Annotated in this window: 15 protein-coding genes; 4 read left to right on the forward strand and 11 right to left on the reverse strand. The window is 71.5% G+C overall.

Annotation, left to right across the window (positions count from 1 at the left end):
- Positions 1-161 precede the first annotated feature (161 nt).
- The 10 genes from G537_RS0122960 to G537_RS0123005 form a co-directional block, all read right to left on the reverse strand.
- Entirely contained in the window at positions 162-1364 is a 1203-nt protein-coding gene (locus tag G537_RS0122960; protein WP_026872114.1) for an ABC transporter substrate-binding protein, read from the reverse strand.
- A gap of 214 nt (positions 1365-1578) precedes the next feature.
- Positions 1579-2163, reverse strand: coding sequence for an amino acid synthesis family protein (locus tag G537_RS0122965; RefSeq protein WP_026872115.1), 585 nt, complete (start codon positions 2161-2163; stop codon positions 1579-1581).
- A complete protein-coding gene (locus G537_RS0122970; RefSeq protein ID WP_026872116.1) occupies positions 2160-2744 on the reverse strand; it encodes an amino acid synthesis family protein in 585 nt (194 codons plus the stop codon). Before G537_RS0122970 ends, G537_RS0122965 begins: the two co-directional genes overlap by 4 nt.
- Positions 2737-3621 (reverse strand): thiamine biosynthesis protein ApbE, encoded by an 885-nt coding sequence (locus G537_RS0122975; protein WP_026872117.1) that lies wholly within the window; start codon positions 3619-3621, stop codon positions 2737-2739. Before G537_RS0122975 ends, G537_RS0122970 begins: the two co-directional genes overlap by 8 nt.
- A gap of 12 nt (positions 3622-3633) precedes the next feature.
- Positions 3634-5121, reverse strand: a complete 1488-nt coding sequence (locus tag G537_RS0122980) for a 6-hydroxynicotinate reductase (RefSeq protein WP_026872118.1) — start codon at positions 5119-5121, stop codon at positions 3634-3636.
- Position 5122: 1 nt separating this feature from the next.
- Complete coding sequence (locus G537_RS0122985; RefSeq protein WP_026872119.1) at positions 5123-7879, reverse strand: molybdopterin-dependent oxidoreductase; 2757 nt, start codon at positions 7877-7879, stop codon at positions 5123-5125.
- 1 nt (position 7880) lies between these two features.
- Positions 7881-8717 (reverse strand): FAD binding domain-containing protein, encoded by an 837-nt coding sequence (locus G537_RS45455; protein WP_026872120.1) that lies wholly within the window; start codon positions 8715-8717, stop codon positions 7881-7883.
- A 270-nt stretch (positions 8718-8987) separates the two neighbouring features.
- Positions 8988-11330: a penicillin acylase family protein gene (locus G537_RS0122995; RefSeq protein WP_026872121.1), complete on the reverse strand. Its 2343-nt coding sequence runs from the start codon at positions 11328-11330 to the stop codon at positions 8988-8990.
- A 46-nt stretch (positions 11331-11376) separates the two neighbouring features.
- Positions 11377-12489, reverse strand: coding sequence for an NADH:flavin oxidoreductase/NADH oxidase (locus G537_RS0123000; protein ID WP_026872122.1), 1113 nt, complete (start codon positions 12487-12489; stop codon positions 11377-11379).
- Positions 12490-12755: 266 nt separating this feature from the next.
- Complete coding sequence (locus G537_RS0123005) at positions 12756-13445, reverse strand: TetR/AcrR family transcriptional regulator (RefSeq protein WP_026872123.1); 690 nt, start codon at positions 13443-13445, stop codon at positions 12756-12758.
- Between the two features lie 122 nt (positions 13446-13567).
- On the opposite strand from G537_RS0123005, the gene G537_RS0123010 reads away from it, so the two are divergent.
- Together G537_RS0123010 and G537_RS0123015 are read left to right on the forward strand one after the other, a co-directional pair.
- Positions 13568-14770 carry a multidrug effflux MFS transporter gene (locus tag G537_RS0123010; RefSeq protein WP_026872124.1) on the forward strand — a complete coding sequence of 401 codons (1203 nt, stop codon included), beginning with the start codon at positions 13568-13570 and terminating at the stop codon, positions 14768-14770.
- Between the two features lie 127 nt (positions 14771-14897).
- Positions 14898-15260 carry an SPW repeat protein gene (locus tag G537_RS0123015; RefSeq protein WP_026872125.1) on the forward strand — a complete coding sequence of 121 codons (363 nt, stop codon included), beginning with the start codon at positions 14898-14900 and terminating at the stop codon, positions 15258-15260.
- Positions 15261-15325: 65 nt separating this feature from the next.
- On the opposite strand, the gene G537_RS0123020 is transcribed toward G537_RS0123015, so the two are convergent.
- A complete protein-coding gene (locus G537_RS0123020; RefSeq protein WP_026872126.1) occupies positions 15326-16066 on the reverse strand; it encodes an SDR family NAD(P)-dependent oxidoreductase in 741 nt (246 codons plus the stop codon).
- Positions 16067-16167: 101 nt separating this feature from the next.
- Here G537_RS0123020 and G537_RS0123025 point away from each other — a divergent pair, with 101 nt between their 5' ends.
- Positions 16168-16788, forward strand: coding sequence for a TetR/AcrR family transcriptional regulator (locus G537_RS0123025; protein WP_026872127.1), 621 nt, complete (start codon positions 16168-16170; stop codon positions 16786-16788).
- Between the two features lie 100 nt (positions 16789-16888).
- Complete coding sequence (locus G537_RS0123030) at positions 16889-18763, forward strand: ABC transporter ATP-binding protein (RefSeq protein WP_245579086.1); 1875 nt, start codon at positions 16889-16891, stop codon at positions 18761-18763.
- Positions 18764-18790: the final 27 nt, after the last annotated feature.

Genomic DNA, 18790 nt, shown 5'->3' on the forward strand with positions numbered 1-18790 from the left:
CCCCTGCGGGAGGGGGGTAGGGGGAGGGGGGTGCCGATGCGGGACTCCGGCGATGCCGGTTCTAACTGCTCTTAGGGTCGAACCATCCAAACGGCTCTTTCGGCTCGAACCCCCTCCGCCCCTAACCCCCTCCCGCGAGGGGAGGGGGGACAAAAAGGTGGCTATTCCGCCGGACGCAGCTTGGCGACTTCGGCGTCGCCCGGCAGGTAGTTGGCGCCGTCGCGGTACTGGAAGTCGACCATCACGCCCTTGCCGTCCTCGACCGAGGTCTTGCCGACGAAGGCGCCGAGGGTCGACTGGTGGTCGATCTTGCGGAAGGTGATGGGGCCGAAGGGGCTGTCGACGCCGATGCCCTCGGCGGCCGCGATCAGCTTGTCGGTATCGGTCGACCCGGCCTTGGCCAGGATCGCCGCGATCGACTTCATGGTGGTGTAGCCGACGATCGAGCCGAGGCGGGGATAGTCGTCGTACTTGGCCTGGTAGGCCTTCAGGAAGGCCTCGTGCTCCGGCGTCTTGATCGCGTACCAGGGATAGCCGGTGACGATCCAGCCCTCCGGCGTCTCGTCCTTCAGCGGGTCGAGATATTCCGGCTCGCCGGTCAGGAAGCTGACCACCGAGCGGTCGTCGAACAGGCCGCGGGTGTTGCCTTCGCGCACGAACTTCACCAGGTCGGCGCCGAAGGTGACGTTCAGGATCGCCTCGGGCTGCGCCGCCGCGAGCGCCTGCACCACCGCGCCGGCGTCGATCTTGCCCTGCGGCGGCCACTGCTCGTTGACCCATTCGATGTCCGGCCGCTTGGCCGACAGCAGCTGCTTGAACACCGCCACGGCCGACTGGCCGTATTCGTAGTTCGGCGCCACCGTCGCCCAGCGCTTGGCCGGCAGCTTCGCCGCCTCCTCGGCCAGCATCGCCGCCTGCATGTAGTTCGACGGGCGCAGCCGGAAGGTGTAGCGGTTGCCGTTGGCCCAGGTGACGGCGTCGGTCAGGGGCTCCGCCGCCATGAAGAACACCTTCTTCTGTTTGGCGAAGTCCGACACGGCGAGGCCGATGTTGGAGAAGAAGGTGCCGGCCAGGATGGTCACGCCCTCGCCCGAGACCAGCTCGTTGGCGGCGGTCACGGCGTCGGCCGGCTTGCCGTTGTCGTCCTTGGAGATGACGACAAGCTTCTGGCCGTTCACGCCGCCGGCGGCGTTGATCTCCTCGATCGCCAGCTGCCAGCCCTTGCGGTAGGGCTCGGTGAAGGCCGGCAGGCCGGAATAGCTGTTGATCTCCCCGATCTTGATCTCCTGCGCCCCGGCCGCAGCCGGCCCGCAGAGGGCGGCGGCCAGCGCCAGGACCGCCGCGACGTGAAACCCTGCCTTCATCCCTGTCTCCTTCGTGTCCCGGCCCGTTCAGCCATCCCCTGTTTCTTACCACCGCCGCCCCGCCCCCTCACCCTCCCGCCGCCTTCGGCGTCGGGCCCCTCCCTCTCCCCGAGGAGAGGGGCGGGTTACCTCTCCTCGGGGAGAGGTCGGAATCGCGTCAGCGATTCCGGGTGAGGGGGCGGCGCAGGCCTCGCCGTTCTTTGCGGCGTACCCGTCAGCGCAACCCGTCCTCCCCCTTGATCTGGTCCTTGGTCAATCCGCCGACCCGAGGCAGGGGGCGGCCACTGTCGGTCACCGCCACCGCGACCATGATCTCGCCGGCGCGCGGCGCGTCGGCGATGCGGACCTCCATGCCGTCGAAATGGCTGCGGACATAGGCCGCGTCCTTGTGGCCCAGCGGGATGTCCAGCGCCACGCCGGGGCCGCCGCGCTTCTTCGAGGACGGGATCAGCGCCGCGCCCTTGCCCAGCACGCGGCGCACCGGCGTGCCCAGCTTCGGGTGCAGGATGGCCGCGGCATGCTCCAGCTCGCCGTTCTCGCCCACCGCCGCGGCCTTGCCGTAGCTCTCGGCCGCCGGTCCCTCGATGCCCAGCGCCGCCACCGCCTTCGCGGCCAGCAGGCCGCCCAGCTCCTCGCCGATCTCCATCAGCTCGGTCAGGTCCTCGGCGTAGCGGCCGGCGAAGGGGTTCTCGATCACCGCCACCGCGGCGGCGCGGCGGGTCGGCGGCGTCACCGCCCGGCCCATCTCGGTCACCGTCTCCTCGACCACCGTCACGATCTTCCTGATCTTCGCGCTCATCGGAGGCCGTCCTCGCCCTTGATCTCGTTGGCCTTCAGCCCGCCGACGCGGGCGTGGATGCGCGGGCCGGTGGTCATTACCAGCACCAGCGCCATCTCGTCCGCCTTCGGGCCGTCCGGCACGCCCACCTCCATCGCATCGAAATGGCTGCGGACATAGGAGGCGTCGATATGGGTGACCGGCACGTCGAGCCGCGCGCCGGGCCCGCCGACCTTCTTGGCCGAGGGCACGATCGCCTTGGCGCCGCCCAAGGCCTCGCGCATGGCGTAGCCGCCGGGGACGTGCCACAGCGCGCCGTGCTCCAGCTCGCCGGCGGCGCCGACGATGGCGCCCTTGCCGTAGCCCTCGATCGCCTTCGGGTCGCCGCCCAGCGCCCGGATCAGCTGCTGCGCCATGGCCAGGCCCAGCGGCTTCAGGTCGTCCATGAAGCCCGCGATCTCCTCGACATAGCGGCCGGCGAAGGGGTTGCGGATCACGGCGATGATGGCGCCGCGCCGCAGCGGCGTCGCGGCCGGCGGCCCGCCCTCGTGGAAGATCTCCTCGACGGTGACCAGGCGCTTGCGGATCTCGACCTCAGGCATGGATCAGGCTCTCTGATTGCGGAGACATGCGTGCGTCCAGCCCCACCGTCCGCGTCTCGCCGGCCAGATGCAAGGCGGCGGCGCGGATCAGGCCGCGGGCGATCAGGGTCTCGGCCCGGGCCGCGCCGGCGGCGAGGGCGGCGTCGATCTCGGCCGGGGCCAGCGGGCCGACGTCGCGGGTCACCGGGCGGTCGCCCAGGTCGCTGTCGGGCTGCAGCTCGCGCGCCGGGATGCGGGCGATGGCGGGATGGCCGGGCAGGTCGACGGCGTTGGCCACCACCGTGGCGGCGGCATCGGCGTCGGCGGCGCCGGCCGCGAGGATGGTCACCGCATCGGCGATGCCGAGCGAGAAGCTGCGGCCGCGCCAGCCGCTGGTGGCGACGCCGCGGATCCCGTCCCCGGCCGCCAGCACGGTGGTCCCGAACAGGCCGGGCCTGTCCGGACGGTCGACCAGGCCGATCGTGAAGCTCTGGCCCGGCGCCAGATGCAGGGCGATGTCGCCGCCATTGTTGACATAGGCGCGGGCCAGCGGCGCCGCCGCGGTCATCGCCGCCAGCACCGCCTCGGCCACGGCGCCAGCCACCGCCGCCATCGGGGTGATGAAGGTCTCGCCGGCATAGGGCGCCACCGCGTCATGCATGCGGCGGGCGACCGGGCCCTGCAGCGGGCGGCGGTCCGGCCGGGCCGGCGCGCGCAACAGGGCGAGCTCGTCGCACAGCTCGTCCAGCAGGCCGGTGAAGCGCCGCGCCGCCGCCGCATAGGCCGCCCGCACCGCCTCGGCCGTCCCGGTGGCCTCGACGATGAGGTCGATCGGCCCGTCCTGCAGATGCAGGCGTCGCCCGTCGGGCAACAACGCGATCTGCGGAAGACGAGCCACGGGGCGCTCCGATCAGCCGTGCGACCGCTTCGCGCCTTCAGGCGCGAAGGGCCAGGGGTTGTCGCGATAGGGCGCCACTGGCCGCCGCGCCGCGTCGACGCCGAGGGAGGAGAGGGGGCGGACATGGTCCATATGCCCCTCCAGCGCCTCGTAGTCGGACAGGCGTAGGGTGAACTCGATCGGCGCCACCAGGGCCGGGGTCGGGACATAGCCGAAGGCGTTCTCCGGCACCCGGGTCACGTCGACCATGAAGGTGATGCCGCCGCCCGGCCAGACATAGACCGGGGCGCCGCCGCAGGTGACGTAGGTCAGCGCCTGCTTCACCGAGCGGGTCAGCCGCACCGGGTTCTCGGTGACGCCGGAGCGCAGCGAGCCGCCAGCCCCGCCCATGAACAGCACGGTGCACAGCGCCGGCTCGCAATTCTCCTCGATCCGCGCGATCGACTGCCGCAGCGCCGCCGGCAGCTCCTGCTGCACCGGCCGCAGCTCCTCGTCCAGCACGTAATAGGCGTAGTGCTCGCCGGTGGTGCTGACCATCAGCATGGTCAGGCCGGGCCGCGCCGTCTTCGGGTTGAACGGGCCCAGGATCGACAGCGGGTCGGAGATGTCGGTGCCGCCCCAGCCGGTGCCGGGCTGCGCCACCTGGAAGTAGCGGCCGGGGGTGGAGCGGCGGCCCTTCATGTGGATGCCGGTCTCGGGAATGCCCAGCAGCTTGCCGGCCTGGTGCTCCGACAGCACGCCGGTGATGTGGTCGTCGACCACCACCACCTCGTCGACCTTGCCGTGCCATTGCTTGGCGAACATGCCGATGGTGGCAGAGCCGCAGCCGACCCGCATCCGCTCCTCCACCGCGCCGTTGACGATCGGCGGCTTTCCGGCCTGGACGATCACGGTGGCGCCGTCATCGATGGTCAGCTCGACCGCGCGGCCGTTGCTCAGCTCCAGCAGGGTGTCGCAGGTGACGCGGCCTTCCTTCTTGCTGCCGCCGGTCAGATGGTGCACGCCGCCCAGCGACAGCATCTGCGACCCGTACTCGCCGGTGGTGACGTGGCCGACCGGCTCGCCCTGGGCCCGCACCAGGCTGCGCTCGGGCCCCAGATGGCGGTCGGTGTCGATCTTCACCTTGACGCCGCAGTAGCTGAAGATGCCCTCGGTCACCACCGTGACCATGTCGACACCGTCGACCTCGGCCGAGACGATGAAGGGGGCCGGCTTGTAGTCCGGATAAGTGGTGCCGGCGCCGATCGCGGTGACGAAGGTCTCCGGCCCCCGCACCAGCTTGCCGTCCCAGTCGCCGCCGCCGCGGTTGAACGGCACCACGCTGCCGCCCTGGGCCAGGGTGCGGTCCAGCACCACATGCGGGTCGACCCGGACCAGCGTGCCGTCATGGTTGGCGTAGCGGTCGCAGGCCCCGGCCGCGCCGGGCTTGATGTAGCACATCACCGGGCAGGCATCGCAGCGGATGCGGCCGTCCTCGGTTTTCTCGGTGGGCTGGGACATGTCAGTCCTTCTGTCCGGCCGCCAGGATCGCGGCGCGGACGCGGTCCGGCGTCGCCGGCACCCGGCGAATGCGCACGCCGATGGCGTCGTGGATGGCGTTCAGGATGGCGGGGGCGGTCGGGATCAGCGCCTGCTCGCCGATGCCCTTGGCACCGAAGGGGCCGACCGGGGCGGCGTCCTCGATCAGGATCGATTCCACCGGCGGCATGTCGCCGGCCGAGGGGATCAGATAGTCGTGCAGGTTCTCGCCGCGGCCGGGATGGAACTCCTCCATCAGCGCCAGGCCGAGGCCCTGGGCGGCGCCGCCTTCGATCTGGCCTTCGACCAGCGTCGGGTTGATCGCCCGGCCGACATCATGCGCCGCGGTGATCTTGAGCACCCGGACGCTGCCGAGCTCGATGTCGACCTCGACCTCCGCCATGTGCGCGCCGAAGCCGTAGACGGCATAGGGCACGCCCTGGCCGTCCGCGTCCAGCGGGCTGGTCGGCGGGTCGAAGGTCGCCTCCGCGGCCAGGACATAGCCGCGCTCGTCCTGCGGCAGCGCCGCGAGGTCCAGGCTGCGGGCATGTTCGCCCTCGGTCACCGTCACCCGGCCATCGGCGAAGTCGATCGCGGCGCCCTCGCCGGCATTGGCCAGGCGCAGCAGGGCGCGGCGCAGGTCGCGGCCCGCCAGCTCGGCCGCCTTGCCGGTGACGAAGGTCTGGCGCGAGGCCGAGGTCTTGCCGCAGTCCGGCGTCAGGTCGGTGTCGGCCGAGACCAGGTCGAAGCGCCCGATCGGCGCGCCCAGCGCATCGGCGCAGATCTGGGAGATGACGGTGTTGGAGCCCTGACCGATATCGACCGCGCCTTGGTGCAGCGCGATCCGCCCGTCCGGCTTCAGCCCGACGCGGATGGTGGATGGGTTGGGCAGCGAGGTGTTGCCGCAGCCATACCACATGCCGGCGACGCCGGCGCCGCGGCGCAGCGATCCCGTCGCCGCCCGATTGAAGGCCGCGGTCTCCTCCCGCGCCCGGCGCCAATGCGGCCGCAGCGATTCCAGGCAGGCGCCGATGCCGGTGCCCTCGCCCAGCACCTGGCCGGTCACGGTCGGCTGGTCGGGGCGCAGGGCGTTGGCGATGCGGAACTCCAGCCGGTCGATGCCCAGCCGGTCGGCAAGCTCGTCATAGAGCTGCTCCTGCGCCACCCCGGCCTGGGGCACGCCGAAGCCGCGGAAGGCGCCGGCCGGCACCAGATGGGTGTGCACGGCGCGGGTCAGGGCACGGTAATGCGGCACGTAATAGGGGCCGGAGGCGTGCACCGGCACCCGGTTGGCCACGGTCGGGCCCCAGGAGGAATAGGCGCCGGTGTTGAAGTCGGCGGCGAAATCCATCGCGGCCAGCTTGCCGTCCCTGGTCGCCCCGACCCGGACGCGCATCCGCGCGGGATGGCGCTTGGTCGTGGTCATGATCGATTCCGGGCGGGAATAGACCATCCGCACCGGCCGGTTCAGGTGCCAGGCCGCGACCGCGATGAAGGGCTGGACCGACAGGTCGAGCTTGGAGCCGAAGCCGCCGCCGACCGCGGTCGGGATGATCCGCACCGCCTCCGGCGCGATGCCCAGGATCCTGGCGACGTCGTCCCGGTCCATATAGGGCGCCTGGGTGCAGGCCTGGATCTCGATCCGGTCGCCGACCCGGCAGGCGAAGCCGGCCTCGGGCTCGATATAGGCGTGCTCGACGAAGCCGGTCTCGAATTCGCCCTCGACCACGACGTCGGCCGCGTCCAGCGCCGCCTCGGCATCGCCGCGGACGACGCGGCCGCGCACCAGGATGTTGCCGGCGCGGTCGGCATGGACCAGGTCGGCCCCGGGCGCCAGCGCGGCGTCGATCGTGGTGTGGGCCGGCAGCGGTTCCCACGCGACCGGGAACTCCGACAGGTCGAGCGACTCGATCGCCCAGCTCTCGCCGACCACCGCCGCCACCGCCTCGCCGCGGAACCGGGCCTCGGTCTCGGCGAAGGCCGGCTGATCGGCAAAGGGGCCGATCACGCCGAAGCGGTTCTCGCCCGGCACGTCCTTCGCCGTGAACACGCGGAGGATGCCGGGATGGGCGGCGACGAAACCGTCGATGTCGCCGAAGGCGAAGCGGGCGCGGTGGTGCGGGCTGCGGATGGCGCGCAGCGACAGGGCGCCGGACGGGGTCTCGTCGGCGCCGAACACGTCGCGGCCCTCGACCTTGCGGCGGCCGTCCAGCCGGTCGATCCGGGCGCCGACGGCGCGGCCGGCCGCCGGGCCCTCGGCTGCCATGGGATCGGTGCGGGCGTCGAGGATGGCGGCGACGATCTTGCGATAGCCGGTGCAGCGGCACAGCACCCCGCCGATCGCATCCATCACCTCGGCCTCGCCCGGCTCCGGGTTATTTTCCAGGAGGGCGGTGGCGGCCACCAGCATGCCGGGGGTGCAGATGCCGCACTGGGCGGCGCCATGCCGCAGGAAGGCGGACTGCAGCCGGGCCGCGACGGGCGACTGCGCCGGCAGCCCCTCGATGGTGGTGACGCGGCGGCCTTCGACCTGGCCGGAAGCGATCAGGCAGCCGCAGACCGGGGCGTCGTCCAGCAGCACGGTGCAGGCGCCGCAATCGCCGGCGTCGCAGCCGACCTTGGTGCCGGTCAGGCCCAGATCGTCGCGCAGCAGGCGAGTCAGCCGGCCGGCGGGGTCGGCCGGCACCTGCACCGGGCGGCCGTTCAGGGTGAAGCCGAGCACGGGGCGGGAATCCAGCATCTCAGGCCTCCGCCGCGCAGGCATCCAGCGCCCGGCGCACCAGGGTCAGGGCCGCGTCCAGGCGATAGGCGGCGGTGGCGCGGACGTCGTCGATCGGCGACAGCGGCGCCAGATGCTCCGGCCGGGCGAGCGCGCCGAGGCCGGGTTTCGCATGGACGCCGACCACCTCCTGCTCCAGCGCCGTCAGCCTCTGCGCGACGGCGGAGCAGGCGCCGACCGCGATCCGTGCCTGGGCAACCCGGCCGTCCGGCCCCGCTTCGACCACCGCCGCCACCATGGCGATCGAGATCACGAGATAGCGGCGGGCGCCGAGCTTGAGGAAGGCCGAGGCGCCGGCATCGATCGTCCGCGGCACGATGATCGCGGTGACGATCTCGTCCTCGCGGCGGGCGGTGCGGCGGTTGCCGGAAATGAAGCCGGACAGGGGCAGGGTGCGGATGCCGGCCTGGGACCTCAGCTCCACCTCCGCGTCCAGCGCCAGCAGCGGCGGCACGCCGTCGGCGGCGGGGGAGGCGTTGCACAGATTGCCGGCGATGGTGCCGAGGTTCTGGATCTGGATCGAGCCGACCTCCCGCGCGGCCGCCTTCAGCGCGTCGAAGCAGCGCGGCAGCGGCGTCGCCATGATGGTGCTCCAGCTGGTGCGGGCGCCGATGCGGATGCGGTCGCCGCCGAGGACGATGCCGTCCAGCTCCGCCAGCCGGGAGATGTCGATGATCGGTCCGACCAGCGGCCGGTCGCCCGCCGCCGGAAAGATGTCCGTTCCGCCCGCCAGGATGCGGCCGCCCGGCGCCGAAAGCGCCGCCACCGCCTCATCCAGCGTGCCTGGCCGGAGGTACATGCCTGATCTCCCTGGCCCCGATCCTGTTCCGAAGATCCGCCGTTAACCAGCAGTCATTTCATTCGTATACAAACGATCTTCATCCGCGCCGGCAGGGCTGTCAAGGCGGGATCGGCTGGCGACCGAGGCAATTGAACAAACGAATCCGCCCCCTTGCTGTCATGCCCGGGCTTGACCCGGGCATCCAGAGAGCGTCGACACCCTCTGGATTGCCGGGACCAAGCCCGGCAATGACAAGGGAATGCAAGAACCGCCTGGGCTTGCCGGGGCTTACGGTTGCGGCACCAGCGCGATCCGCTGCTCCGCCGCCGCCTCCACTGCCGCGCGGCTGTAGAGCATTGGCACCTGCTCGCCGCGGGCCCAGAGCGGGGCGAGGTCGCGGTAATGCGGAGAGCGCGGGTCGCCGGACTGGCCGGGGGTGTTGATGCAGGTGCTGCGGTCCCAGTCGCCGACATCCATGACGATGCGGACCGAGGCGCCGGTGATCACCCGGAAATCGTCCGGGCGGTAGCCGGCATACATGACGGTGGTGCTGCTGCCGCCCTTGGGCAGCGGGCCGACATCGAAGTCGCCGCGGCGCTCGGGTGCCGCCGCGCTGGCCGGATGCTCGAAATAGCCGTGATGCAGGTCGCCCCAGCGCCGGGATGCGGGATCTTCGCCGAGCCGGCGTGTCGCATCCCGAACGGCTTCCGCGAGCGTCTCCAGCAACAGCGCGTCCCGGGCCGCGGCGGGATCGGCGCCGAAGCGGGCGTCCGGCGCCTCCAGCGCCGCCAGGATGCCGGCGACGTCGCCCGGCGCCAGCAGCCGCCGGATCGCCGGGTCGGGCACCAGCCGGGCGAACAGCCCCGGTTTCAGGTGCTTCGTCCACCATAGCTCGAACAGCGCCGCGGCGGCCGAGCCGGCGTCGAGCCGGGCGTCCCAGCCGCGCAGCAGGCCCAGCCCGCGCGCGGCGTCCGCGTCGCGCGTTTCGATCGGGGCCAGAAGGCGCTGCATCCGCCGCGCCGGCACCGACGCCGTGTCGGCCTGCAGCGCCTGGGACTGGGCCACGGTGTGGCGATCCTGCCCGGCCAGCACCTCGCGGATCCGCACGGCCCGGCTGTCCTCCAGCCATTCGAAGCCGACCGGCCGCTCGTCATGCGGCCAGTCCGGCGGCAGGTTCATCTCGTTGGCGGTGGCGACGAAGCCCTCCGGCGGATTGGCCCGCAGCGGCATCAGCGCCGGGTCCATCATGCCGTCCCATTCATGGCTGCCGTCGCCGGGCACCGGCGCCAGGCCCCGCCAGTTCGGCCGCTGCGGCACATGGCCCGCCGGCAGCCAGGCGATGGTGCCGGCGGTGTCGGCATAGACCTGGTTCACCGAAGGCGCGCCCCAGCGCCGCATCGCCGCGCGGAACTCGTCGAGGCTGCGGCTGCGCATGCCGGACAGGCTGGCGAGATAGGCGGCCGAGCCGGGCTCGAACCAGACCGAGCGGATCGCCACGGCGCTGCGCCGCGCCGGGTCGGCATGGACTACAGGGCCGTGCCGGGTGAAGCGCAGGGTCCGCACCTGCTCCGGCGCGCCCTTGACCGCGAAGCGTTCCTCGACCCGCCGCATCCGCTCCCAGCCTTCGCCGTAGCGATAGGACTCCGGATCATCCGGCCGGGTCTCGTAGAGATACACATCCTCCTGGTCGGCGCCGAAAATGGTCAGGCTGAAGGCGGCGGTGCCGTTGTGGCCCATCATGATGCCGGGCACGCAGGGCTCGCCGGCGCCGATCGCGTCGAAGCCGGGCGCGGTCAGATGGACCAGGTAGCGCAGCGACGGCACGGCATGGGTGCGGTGCGGGTCGGTGGCCAGGATCGGCCGGCCGGTCGCGGTGCGGCTGCCATGCACCGCCCAGTTGTTCGATCCCTCCAGCTCCTGGGCCCGCAGCACCTCGCCGAGATCGGTGACCTCGCGCCACAGAGGCGCCTCCTCCAGCGTCGCGGCCAGGCGCTCCGTCGGGAAGGTCACCGGTGCCATGGCCAGGCGGAACAGCTGCAGCGCGTCCGGCGGCACCGCCTCGGGATCGAAGCCCGGCACCGGCGCGACCTCGACCGGCGGCTCGACCGCCTTGCGCAGCCGGTCGGTCGCGGCGTCGGCCCCGGCCAGGACATGGGCCCGCGCCAGCTCCGACAGCGCGTTGCGGGTCAGGCCGTGGCTGCGGATGCGCACCACGTCCTCCGGCTTCCACCGCGCCGGCTTGGTGCCGAACAGCCGGAACTCCTCCGGCAGCCGCTGCGGCTCGCGCTCGGTCAGCTCGACATAGGCGTTGATGCCGGCGGTGAAGCGAGTGCAGATCGCCTCCGCATCCTCGGCGTAGGCTGCCCATTCCGCCGCCATGTCGCCGCGGTACAGGAAGTGCCGGCTGGCGATGTCCTGGGCCAGATAGCCGGCGCCGAAATCGGCGGCCAGCAGGCCCAGGCCGCGCTTGCGCCACAGGTCGATCTGCCACAGCCGGTCGCGGGCGGCGTTGAAGCCCTGCAGGAAGAACAGGTCGTCCAGGCTGGCCGCGGTCAGATGCGGGATGCCCCAGCGGTCGATCAGGATCTCGGCCGGGGCGGTCAGGCCCGGAACGGCGATGGTGTCGGTCATTCGTTCCGGGCTCCCTCTCTCGCTTCTCTTCTCTGTTCCGCGGAGCTTATTCCGCGGCGTCCAGCAGCTTGCGGCCGGGCCAGGTCCTGGCGCCGGCCCGGGCATATTGCGGCGGCAGGGTCAGCTCGGCGCCCAGCGCCTCGGCCGCATGCCAGCCCCAGCGCGGGTCGTCCAGCACGGCGCGGGCCAGCGCCACCTGGTCGGCATCGCCGCGGGCGACGATGTCCTCCGCCTGGTGCGGGTCGACGATCAGCCCGACGGCGCGGGTGACGAGGCCGCTCTTCTGCTTGATCTCGCGGGCCAGCGGCACCTGATAGCCGGCGCTGACAGGGACGCGCGCATGCGCCGCGTTGCCGCCGGAGCTGGCGCAGATGAAGTCGAAGCCGAGCGCCTTCAGCTCGGATGCCAGAACCGCGGCCTCCTCGACGCCGAACCCGCCTTCGACCCATTCCGAGGCGCTGACGCGGACGCCCAGCGCGACGCCGGCGGGCACCACGTCGCGCACGGCCTTCGCCACGGCCAGCGGGAAGGCGCGCCGCCGCCCGGCGTCGCCGCCCCAGCGGTCGTCGCGCCGGTTCGACAGCGGCGACAGGAAGCTGTGCAGCAGATAACCATGGGCCATGTGCAGCTCGATGGCGTCGAAGCCCAGCCGCACGGCGCGTTCGCTAGCTGCGACGAAAGCGGTCTTCACCCGCTCCAGCCCGGCCTCGTCCAGGGCCTCCGGCGTGTGCCAGCCGGAATCGAAGGGCAGGGCGGAGGGGCCGACGGTCGGCCAGGGATCCTGGTCGGGTGCCAGGGCGCGGCCGCCCTCCCAGGGCCGCTGGGCCGAGGCCTTGCGGCCGGCATGGGCCAGCTGGATGCCGAAGCGGGTGCCGGGCAGGGCGACAGCGCGGGCGGCGGCAAGGGCCCGGGCGATCGACCGCTCATTGGCGTCGGAATAGAGGCCCAGGCAGCCATGGGTGATGCGGCCGCGGCGCTCGACGCCGGTGGCCTCCACCACCACCAGCGCGGCGCCGGACATGGCGAGGGTCATCCAGTGCTGCAGGTGCCAGTCGGTGGCGCTGCCGTCATCGGCGGAATACTGGCACATCGGCGCCACCACGATCCGGTTGGGCAGCGTGATCGGGCCGAGGGCGAGCGGGGAGAAGAGAGCGGACATGGGCGATCGCTCGATCGGTTACGGGGCGTGAACGTCGACGGCGTGGGACCGGATGTTATGTCAGATCTTTCGATCCGCACCAGCCATCGGCGCAGGGCAGATCTGATCGGATGCGATGCGGCCTTTGTTCCCGCTCTGGACATCAACCTTCTCGTCATGGTGAGGCGCGGAGCGCCGTGGCCATCCAGGGGCCGGTGCGAGCGGCCCTGGATGGCCACGCCCCTGCGGGGCTCGCCATGACGGAGTCTGGTTTTGACCGCCAGGTGTCAGTTCGGCCTCGCCCGCTGCGCCAGGGCAGGCGGCGGGGCGGTCGGGCCGAAGGCGCGCAGGAAGGTGCGAACGGCGCCGGCCACGCCGGCGTCGATCTCCGCCTCCGTCGGCCTGGTGCCGAGCATGTGGGAGATGTGGAAATCGGCGTTGATCAGGGCCAGGAACTGGCGCGCGGCCAGGTCCGGGTCCTCGATCCGCAGAGTGCCGGCATGGGCCAGCCTGGCGAAGCGCGCGGCGATGGCGGCCCAGGCGGTGCCGGGTCCGTGCTCCCGCCAGGCGGCGAACAGCGCCGGGTAGCGCTCGCCCTCCGCCTGGATCAGCTTGCGCAGCGCCGCGCCTTCGCGGTTGCACAGGCAGTTGCGCACCAGCCGCCCGGCGAAGGCGGCCAGCTCCGCCTCCAGATCCTGCGGATGATCGGGGAAGGTGGCGAGGGTGGCGAACAGACCGGCATTGCAGCGCTCGGTCATCTCCCGCACCACGGCGACGAACAGCGCCTCCTTGTCGCCGTGATGATTGTAGACGGTCTGGCGCGACACGCCGGCTTCCGCCGCGATCAGGTCGATGCTGGCGCCGGCGAAACCGTCGCGGCAGAACACGGCCGTGGCCGCATCCAGCACCGAGGCGTGCTTGGCCGCCTGGCCGCGCCGGGGCGGCAGCGGCCGCCCGATCTCCTCCAACTCCCGCATGCCGCCACCATAAGGAGGCTTGACGATTTGGACAATACTGTCCAAAGTTTTGGACAGAGAGTCGCGGCGATCCTCCGGAAAGGCGGCGCGCGCCTCCGTCATCGCCATTCCGGAAAGCCGCCATGTCCTCGTCGCTGCTGCGCTATGCGATCGTGCTCGGCCTGCTCACCGCCATGGGGCCGTTCGCGATCGACATGTACCTGCCGGCCCTGCCCGAGATCGGCCGCAGCCTCGGGGCCGGCACCGAGGCGGTGCAGGCCAGCCTGATGGCCTTCTTCGTCTCGCTCGGCGTCGGCCAGCTGGTCTTCGGGCCGCTCTCCGACATGTTCGGGCGCAAGCTGCCGCTCTATCTCGGCCTCGGCGTGTTCCTGGCCGGCAGCATCGGCTGCGTCTTCGCGCCGGACATCGAGACGCTGATCGCCTTCCGCTTCGTGCAGGGGCTCGGCGCCTGCGCCGGCATGGTGATCCCGCGCGCCGTGGTGCGCGACCTGCACACCGGGACCGAGGCGGCGCGGCTGATGTCGCTGCTGATGCTGGTGTTCAGCGTCTCGCCGATCCTGGCGCCGCTGGCCGGCAGCTTCGTGATCGAGGCGGCGGGCTGGCGCGGCGTGTTCTGGGTGGTCACGGTCCTCGCCCTGCTCGGCATCCTGCTGCTGGCGCTGTTCCTCGCCGAGACGCGGCCGCGGCATCACCGGGTGGACAGCAGCATCCTTGGCGCGCTGCGGGGCTACCGGTCGCTGCTGACCGACTGGCGCTTCCTCGGCCTCACCTTCATCGGCGCCTTCGGCATCGCCAGCTTCTTCGCCTATCTCGCCAACTCCTCCTTCGTGCTGATCGAGCATTACGGCCTGTCGCCGCGGCTCTACAGCGTGTTCTTCTCGATCAACGCCGTGTCCTTCATCGGCGTGTCGCAGAGCACGGCCTGGCTGGCCTCGCGCTTCGGCCTGGGCCGGATCGTGCGGGTCGCGGTCACCGGCTACGCCGCCGCGATGGTGCTGCTGCTGGCCGTCACCTTGGCCGGGGTCGACCGGCTGGACGTGCTGGCCGGGCTGCTGTTCGTCGGCTACGGCTTTCTCGGCCTCGTCATCCCCACCACTTCGGTGCTGGCGCTGGAGGAGCATGGCAAGATCGCCGGCACCGCCTCGGCCCTGATGGGCACGCTGCAATTCGTCACCGGCGCCGTGGTGATCGCGGTGATCGGCCCGTTCTTCGACGGCACCGCGCTGCCGATGGTGGCGGGCATCACCACCTGCGCCGTCATCGCCTTCGTCCTGGCCCAGGCGACCCTGGGCCGCCGGCGGCCGGTCGAGGTGCCGGCGGAATAGCTGCCGCCGTCTGCATTTTCCTACCGCCTCCTTGAAACGGGCGGCGAACGAAACCAGATCATTATAGACTTCGTGCAGTCGCACGAAGCGTTGTGGCTCGGTTGATCTTCATTCGTGGAGGTTGGTCATGGCTGCTGCAACGACGGAAGACAGGAAGCCGCAGGACTGGGCCAATCTGGTCTTGGCGGTCGTCCTGTTCATCTCTCCCTGGGTGATCGGCTTCGTGGGCGAGACCGTGCCCGCGTGGAACGCCTGGATCATCGCGGTGGCGCTCGGCATCATCGCGATCGCGGCGCTCTCGGCCTTCGCCGAATGGGAGGAATGGGTGAACCTGGTCCTCGGCGTCTGGCTGATCATCGCCCCCTGGGCGCTCGGCTTCGCTGCCAGCATGAACGCCATGTGGACCCATGTGGTCCTCGGCGTGCTGACGGTGGCCATGTCGGCCTGGGCGCTGTGGGACTGGCGTCACACTCCGCACGCCCACGCCTAGGCGTTGGGCATACGGCCTGGTGAGGCCCGCCGCCGTAAGGCGACGGGCCCTTTTCGTTTCAGAGTTCAGGCGTTGACGCCGCCATCGACGGCGATCGACGCGCCGGTCACCCAGCGGCCGCCCTCGCCGGCCAGATGGGCGGCCATGGCGGCGATGTCCGCGGCCTCGCCGTAATGGCCGAGCGCGATGTGCTGGCGCTGCCCCTCCGCGCCCGGCCCGTCCGCCGGGTTCATGTCGGTGTCGGTCGGGCCGGGATGGATGATGTTGGCGGTGATGCCGCGCGGGCCGAGATCGCGCGCCAGGCCGCGGGTCAGGCCGGTCAGCGCCGCCTTGGTCATGACGTAGAGGGTTATGTTCGGCCCGCCGGCATAATCGGCGAGGCAGGAGCCGATCGAGATGATCCGCCCGCCGCGGCCCATGTGCCGGGCCGCCGCCTGCGCCGCCAGGAAGCTGGAGCGGACATGGATCGCCAGCACGCGGTCCAGCTCTTCCTCGCCGACCTCCTCGATCGGGCCGTAGGGAAAGACCCCGGCATTATTGACCAGGATGTCGATCCGGCCCAGCTCGGCCACGGTCCGCTCCACCGCCGCCTGTGCGGCCTTGCCGTCGGTGGCGTCGGCGGCGACCGCCAGGCCGCGCCGGCCCGCCGCCTCGATCCGCCCGACCACGTCCCGCGCCTTGTCGGGCGAGGCGGCATAGGTCAGCGCCACATCGGCGCCGTCCCGTGCCAGCCGCTCCGCGATCGCGGCGCCGATGCCGCGGCTGCCGCCGGTGACCAGCGCGACCTTTCCGGACAGTCCGGACATGGGTCCCTCCATTTCTGTGTTGATCGATACATAAATCCGTATCGAGCTTGCCGGCCGCTGTCCAGTGAATTATGTGTTGACTGATACAGAAAGGAGCCGCCATGGCCGAACGGGGCCGCCCCCGCAGCTTCGACCGCGCCGCCGCCCTGCGCCGGGCGATGGAGGTGTTCTGGGCGCGCGGCTATGACGGCGCGTCGATGAGCGACCTGACCGCCGCCATGGGCATCAACTCGCCCAGCCTCTACGCCGCCTTCGGCTGCAAGGAGGCGCTGTTCCGCGAGGCGCTGGAGCTTTATGCGGCGGGCGAGGGGGGCACCGCATCCCGGACCCTGCAGGAGGCGCCGACGGCGCGGGCGGGGGTCGAGGCGATGCTGCGCGAGCACGCCGTCGCCTATACCGTGCCGGGCCAGCCGCCCGGCTGCATGATCGTGCTGGCTTCGGCCGTCGGCGTTCCGGCCAGCCCGGAGATCCGCGACTATCTGTTGGATGCCGGGCGCCAGTCCGTGGTGCGGCTCAAGGCGCGGTTGGACCGCGGCGTGGCCGAGGGCGACGTGCCGGAAAGAACCGACACCGCGGCGGTCGCCGCCTATTACGTCACCGTGCTGAACGGGCTGTCCATCCAGGCCCGCAACGGCGCCGACTGCGCCGCGCTGCAGGCGGTCGTCGATTGCGCCATGGCCGGCTGGGACGCGCTGGTGGCGCCGCAGCAAAGAGCCGGTTGACAGGGCAACGGCGCGGCCTCGACAGTTCGCCGTCGAATTTCCGGACAGGGGCTGGCATGGGGCAGGGCAGGGTGAACGGATTCGTGCCGGCGATCGGGCCGTGACCGGCGTCGTCGAGACGCTCGACGGGCCGCGGTCAGGCACGGATTCCGATGCCCTGCTGTCGGTGCGCGACCTGACCGTCACTTTCGACACGCCGCAGGGGCCGTTCACGGCCGTGCAGTCGCTCGGCTTCGATATCGCCCCCGGTCGGACCCTCGCCATCGTCGGCGAATCCGGTTCCGGCAAGTCGGTCACGGCCCTGTCGGTGATGCGGCTGGTCCGGCACGTCAACGGCACGATCACCGGCGGCTCGATCCGGTTCCGGGCGGGAGACGGTCCGATCGATCTGGCCAAGGCCCCGGAGGACCGGCTGCGCCGGATCCGCGGCAACGACATCGCGATGATCTTCCAGGAGCCGATGACGTCGCTGAACCCGGTCTTCACCATCGGCAATCAGATCGCCGAGGCACTGGTGCTGCATCAGGGCCTGGGTGTGCGCGAGGCGCGGCGGGAGGCCGAGGCGCTGCTGCGCCGGGTGCGGCTGCCGGATGCCGGGGCGATGCTCGATCGCTATCCGCATCAGCTCTCGGGCGGTATGCGCCAGCGGGTGATGATCGCCATGGCGCTCTCCTGCCGGCCGAAGCTGCTGATCGCGGACGAACCGACCACGGCGCTGGACGTCACCATCCAGGCTCAGATCCTGACCCTGATCCGCGAGCTGCAGCGCGACCTCGGCATGGCCGTGCTGTTCATCACCCACGACATGGGCGTGGTGGCGGAGATGGCGGACGAGGTGCTGGTGATGTGGCGCGGCCGCAAGGTCGAGCAGGCGCCGGTGCGCGACATCTTCCGGGCGCCGCAGCACCCCTACACTCGCGCCCTGCTGTCGGCGGTGCCGCGGCTGGGCAGCCTGGCCGGCGAGGACCTGCCGAAGCGGACGCCGCTGATCGTGCTGGACGGCGACACGCCCCGCAGCGTCGGCGAGACCCGGGTGCAGGACACCGCCGACGCCTCGGCGCCGCTGCTCTCGGTCGACCGGCTGACGACGCGCTTCGACGTGAAGAAGACCGTCTTCGGCCGTGTCACCCACCGCGTGCATGCGGTGGAGGAGGTCAGCTTCGATCTTTATCCCGGTGAGACTCTGGCGCTGGTCGGCGAATCCGGCAGCGGCAAGTCGACCATCGGCAAGACCCTGCAGCAGCTTGTGGCCCCGACCTCGGGCTCGATCCGCTTCGACGGCCAGGACGTGCTGGCGATGGGCGCCGAAGACCGGCGGCGGCTGCGCCAGAAGATCCAGTACGTGTTCCAGGACCCCTTCGCCGCGCTCGACCCGCGCAAGAAGGTCGGGTTCTCGATCGCCGAACCGATCGTCACCCATCGCCTGGTCACGGACCGCGCGGCGGTGACGAGGCGGGTGCACGAGCTGATGGAGCGGGTCGGCCTGCCGGCGGCCCGGGCCGGCCGCTACCCGCATGAATTCTCGGGCGGACAGCGCCAGCGCATCTGCATCGCCCGGGCGCTGGCCAGCGACCCGAAGCTGGTCATCGCCGACGAATCCGTCTCCGCCCTCGACGTCTCGATCCAGGCCCAGATCGTCGACCTCTTGATGGAGCTGCAGGCGCGGCAGCGCCTGTCCTATCTGTTCATCACCCACGACATGGCGGTGGTGGAGAAGATCAGCCACCGGGTCGCGGTGATGTATCTCGGCCAGATCGTCGAGATCGGGCCGCGCCGGGCGGTGTTCGAGACGCCGCAGCATCCGTACACGAAACGGCTGCTGGCGGCGGTGCCGGTGGCCGATCCGGAGCGCGCGGCCCGGCGCCCGGCGCTGGAGGGCGAGATCCCGAGCCCGGTGCGCGCGGTCGGCGACGAACCGGCGATTCACCGGCTGCGGCCGGTCGGCCCGGGCCATTTCGCGGCGATCGAGGCGTAGCCGCGGCGACAAGCAGGGAAGGCGAAA

This window comes from Inquilinus limosus DSM 16000 (assembly GCF_000423185.1).
GTDB classification, from domain to species: Bacteria; Pseudomonadota; Alphaproteobacteria; order DSM-16000; family Inquilinaceae; genus Inquilinus; species Inquilinus limosus.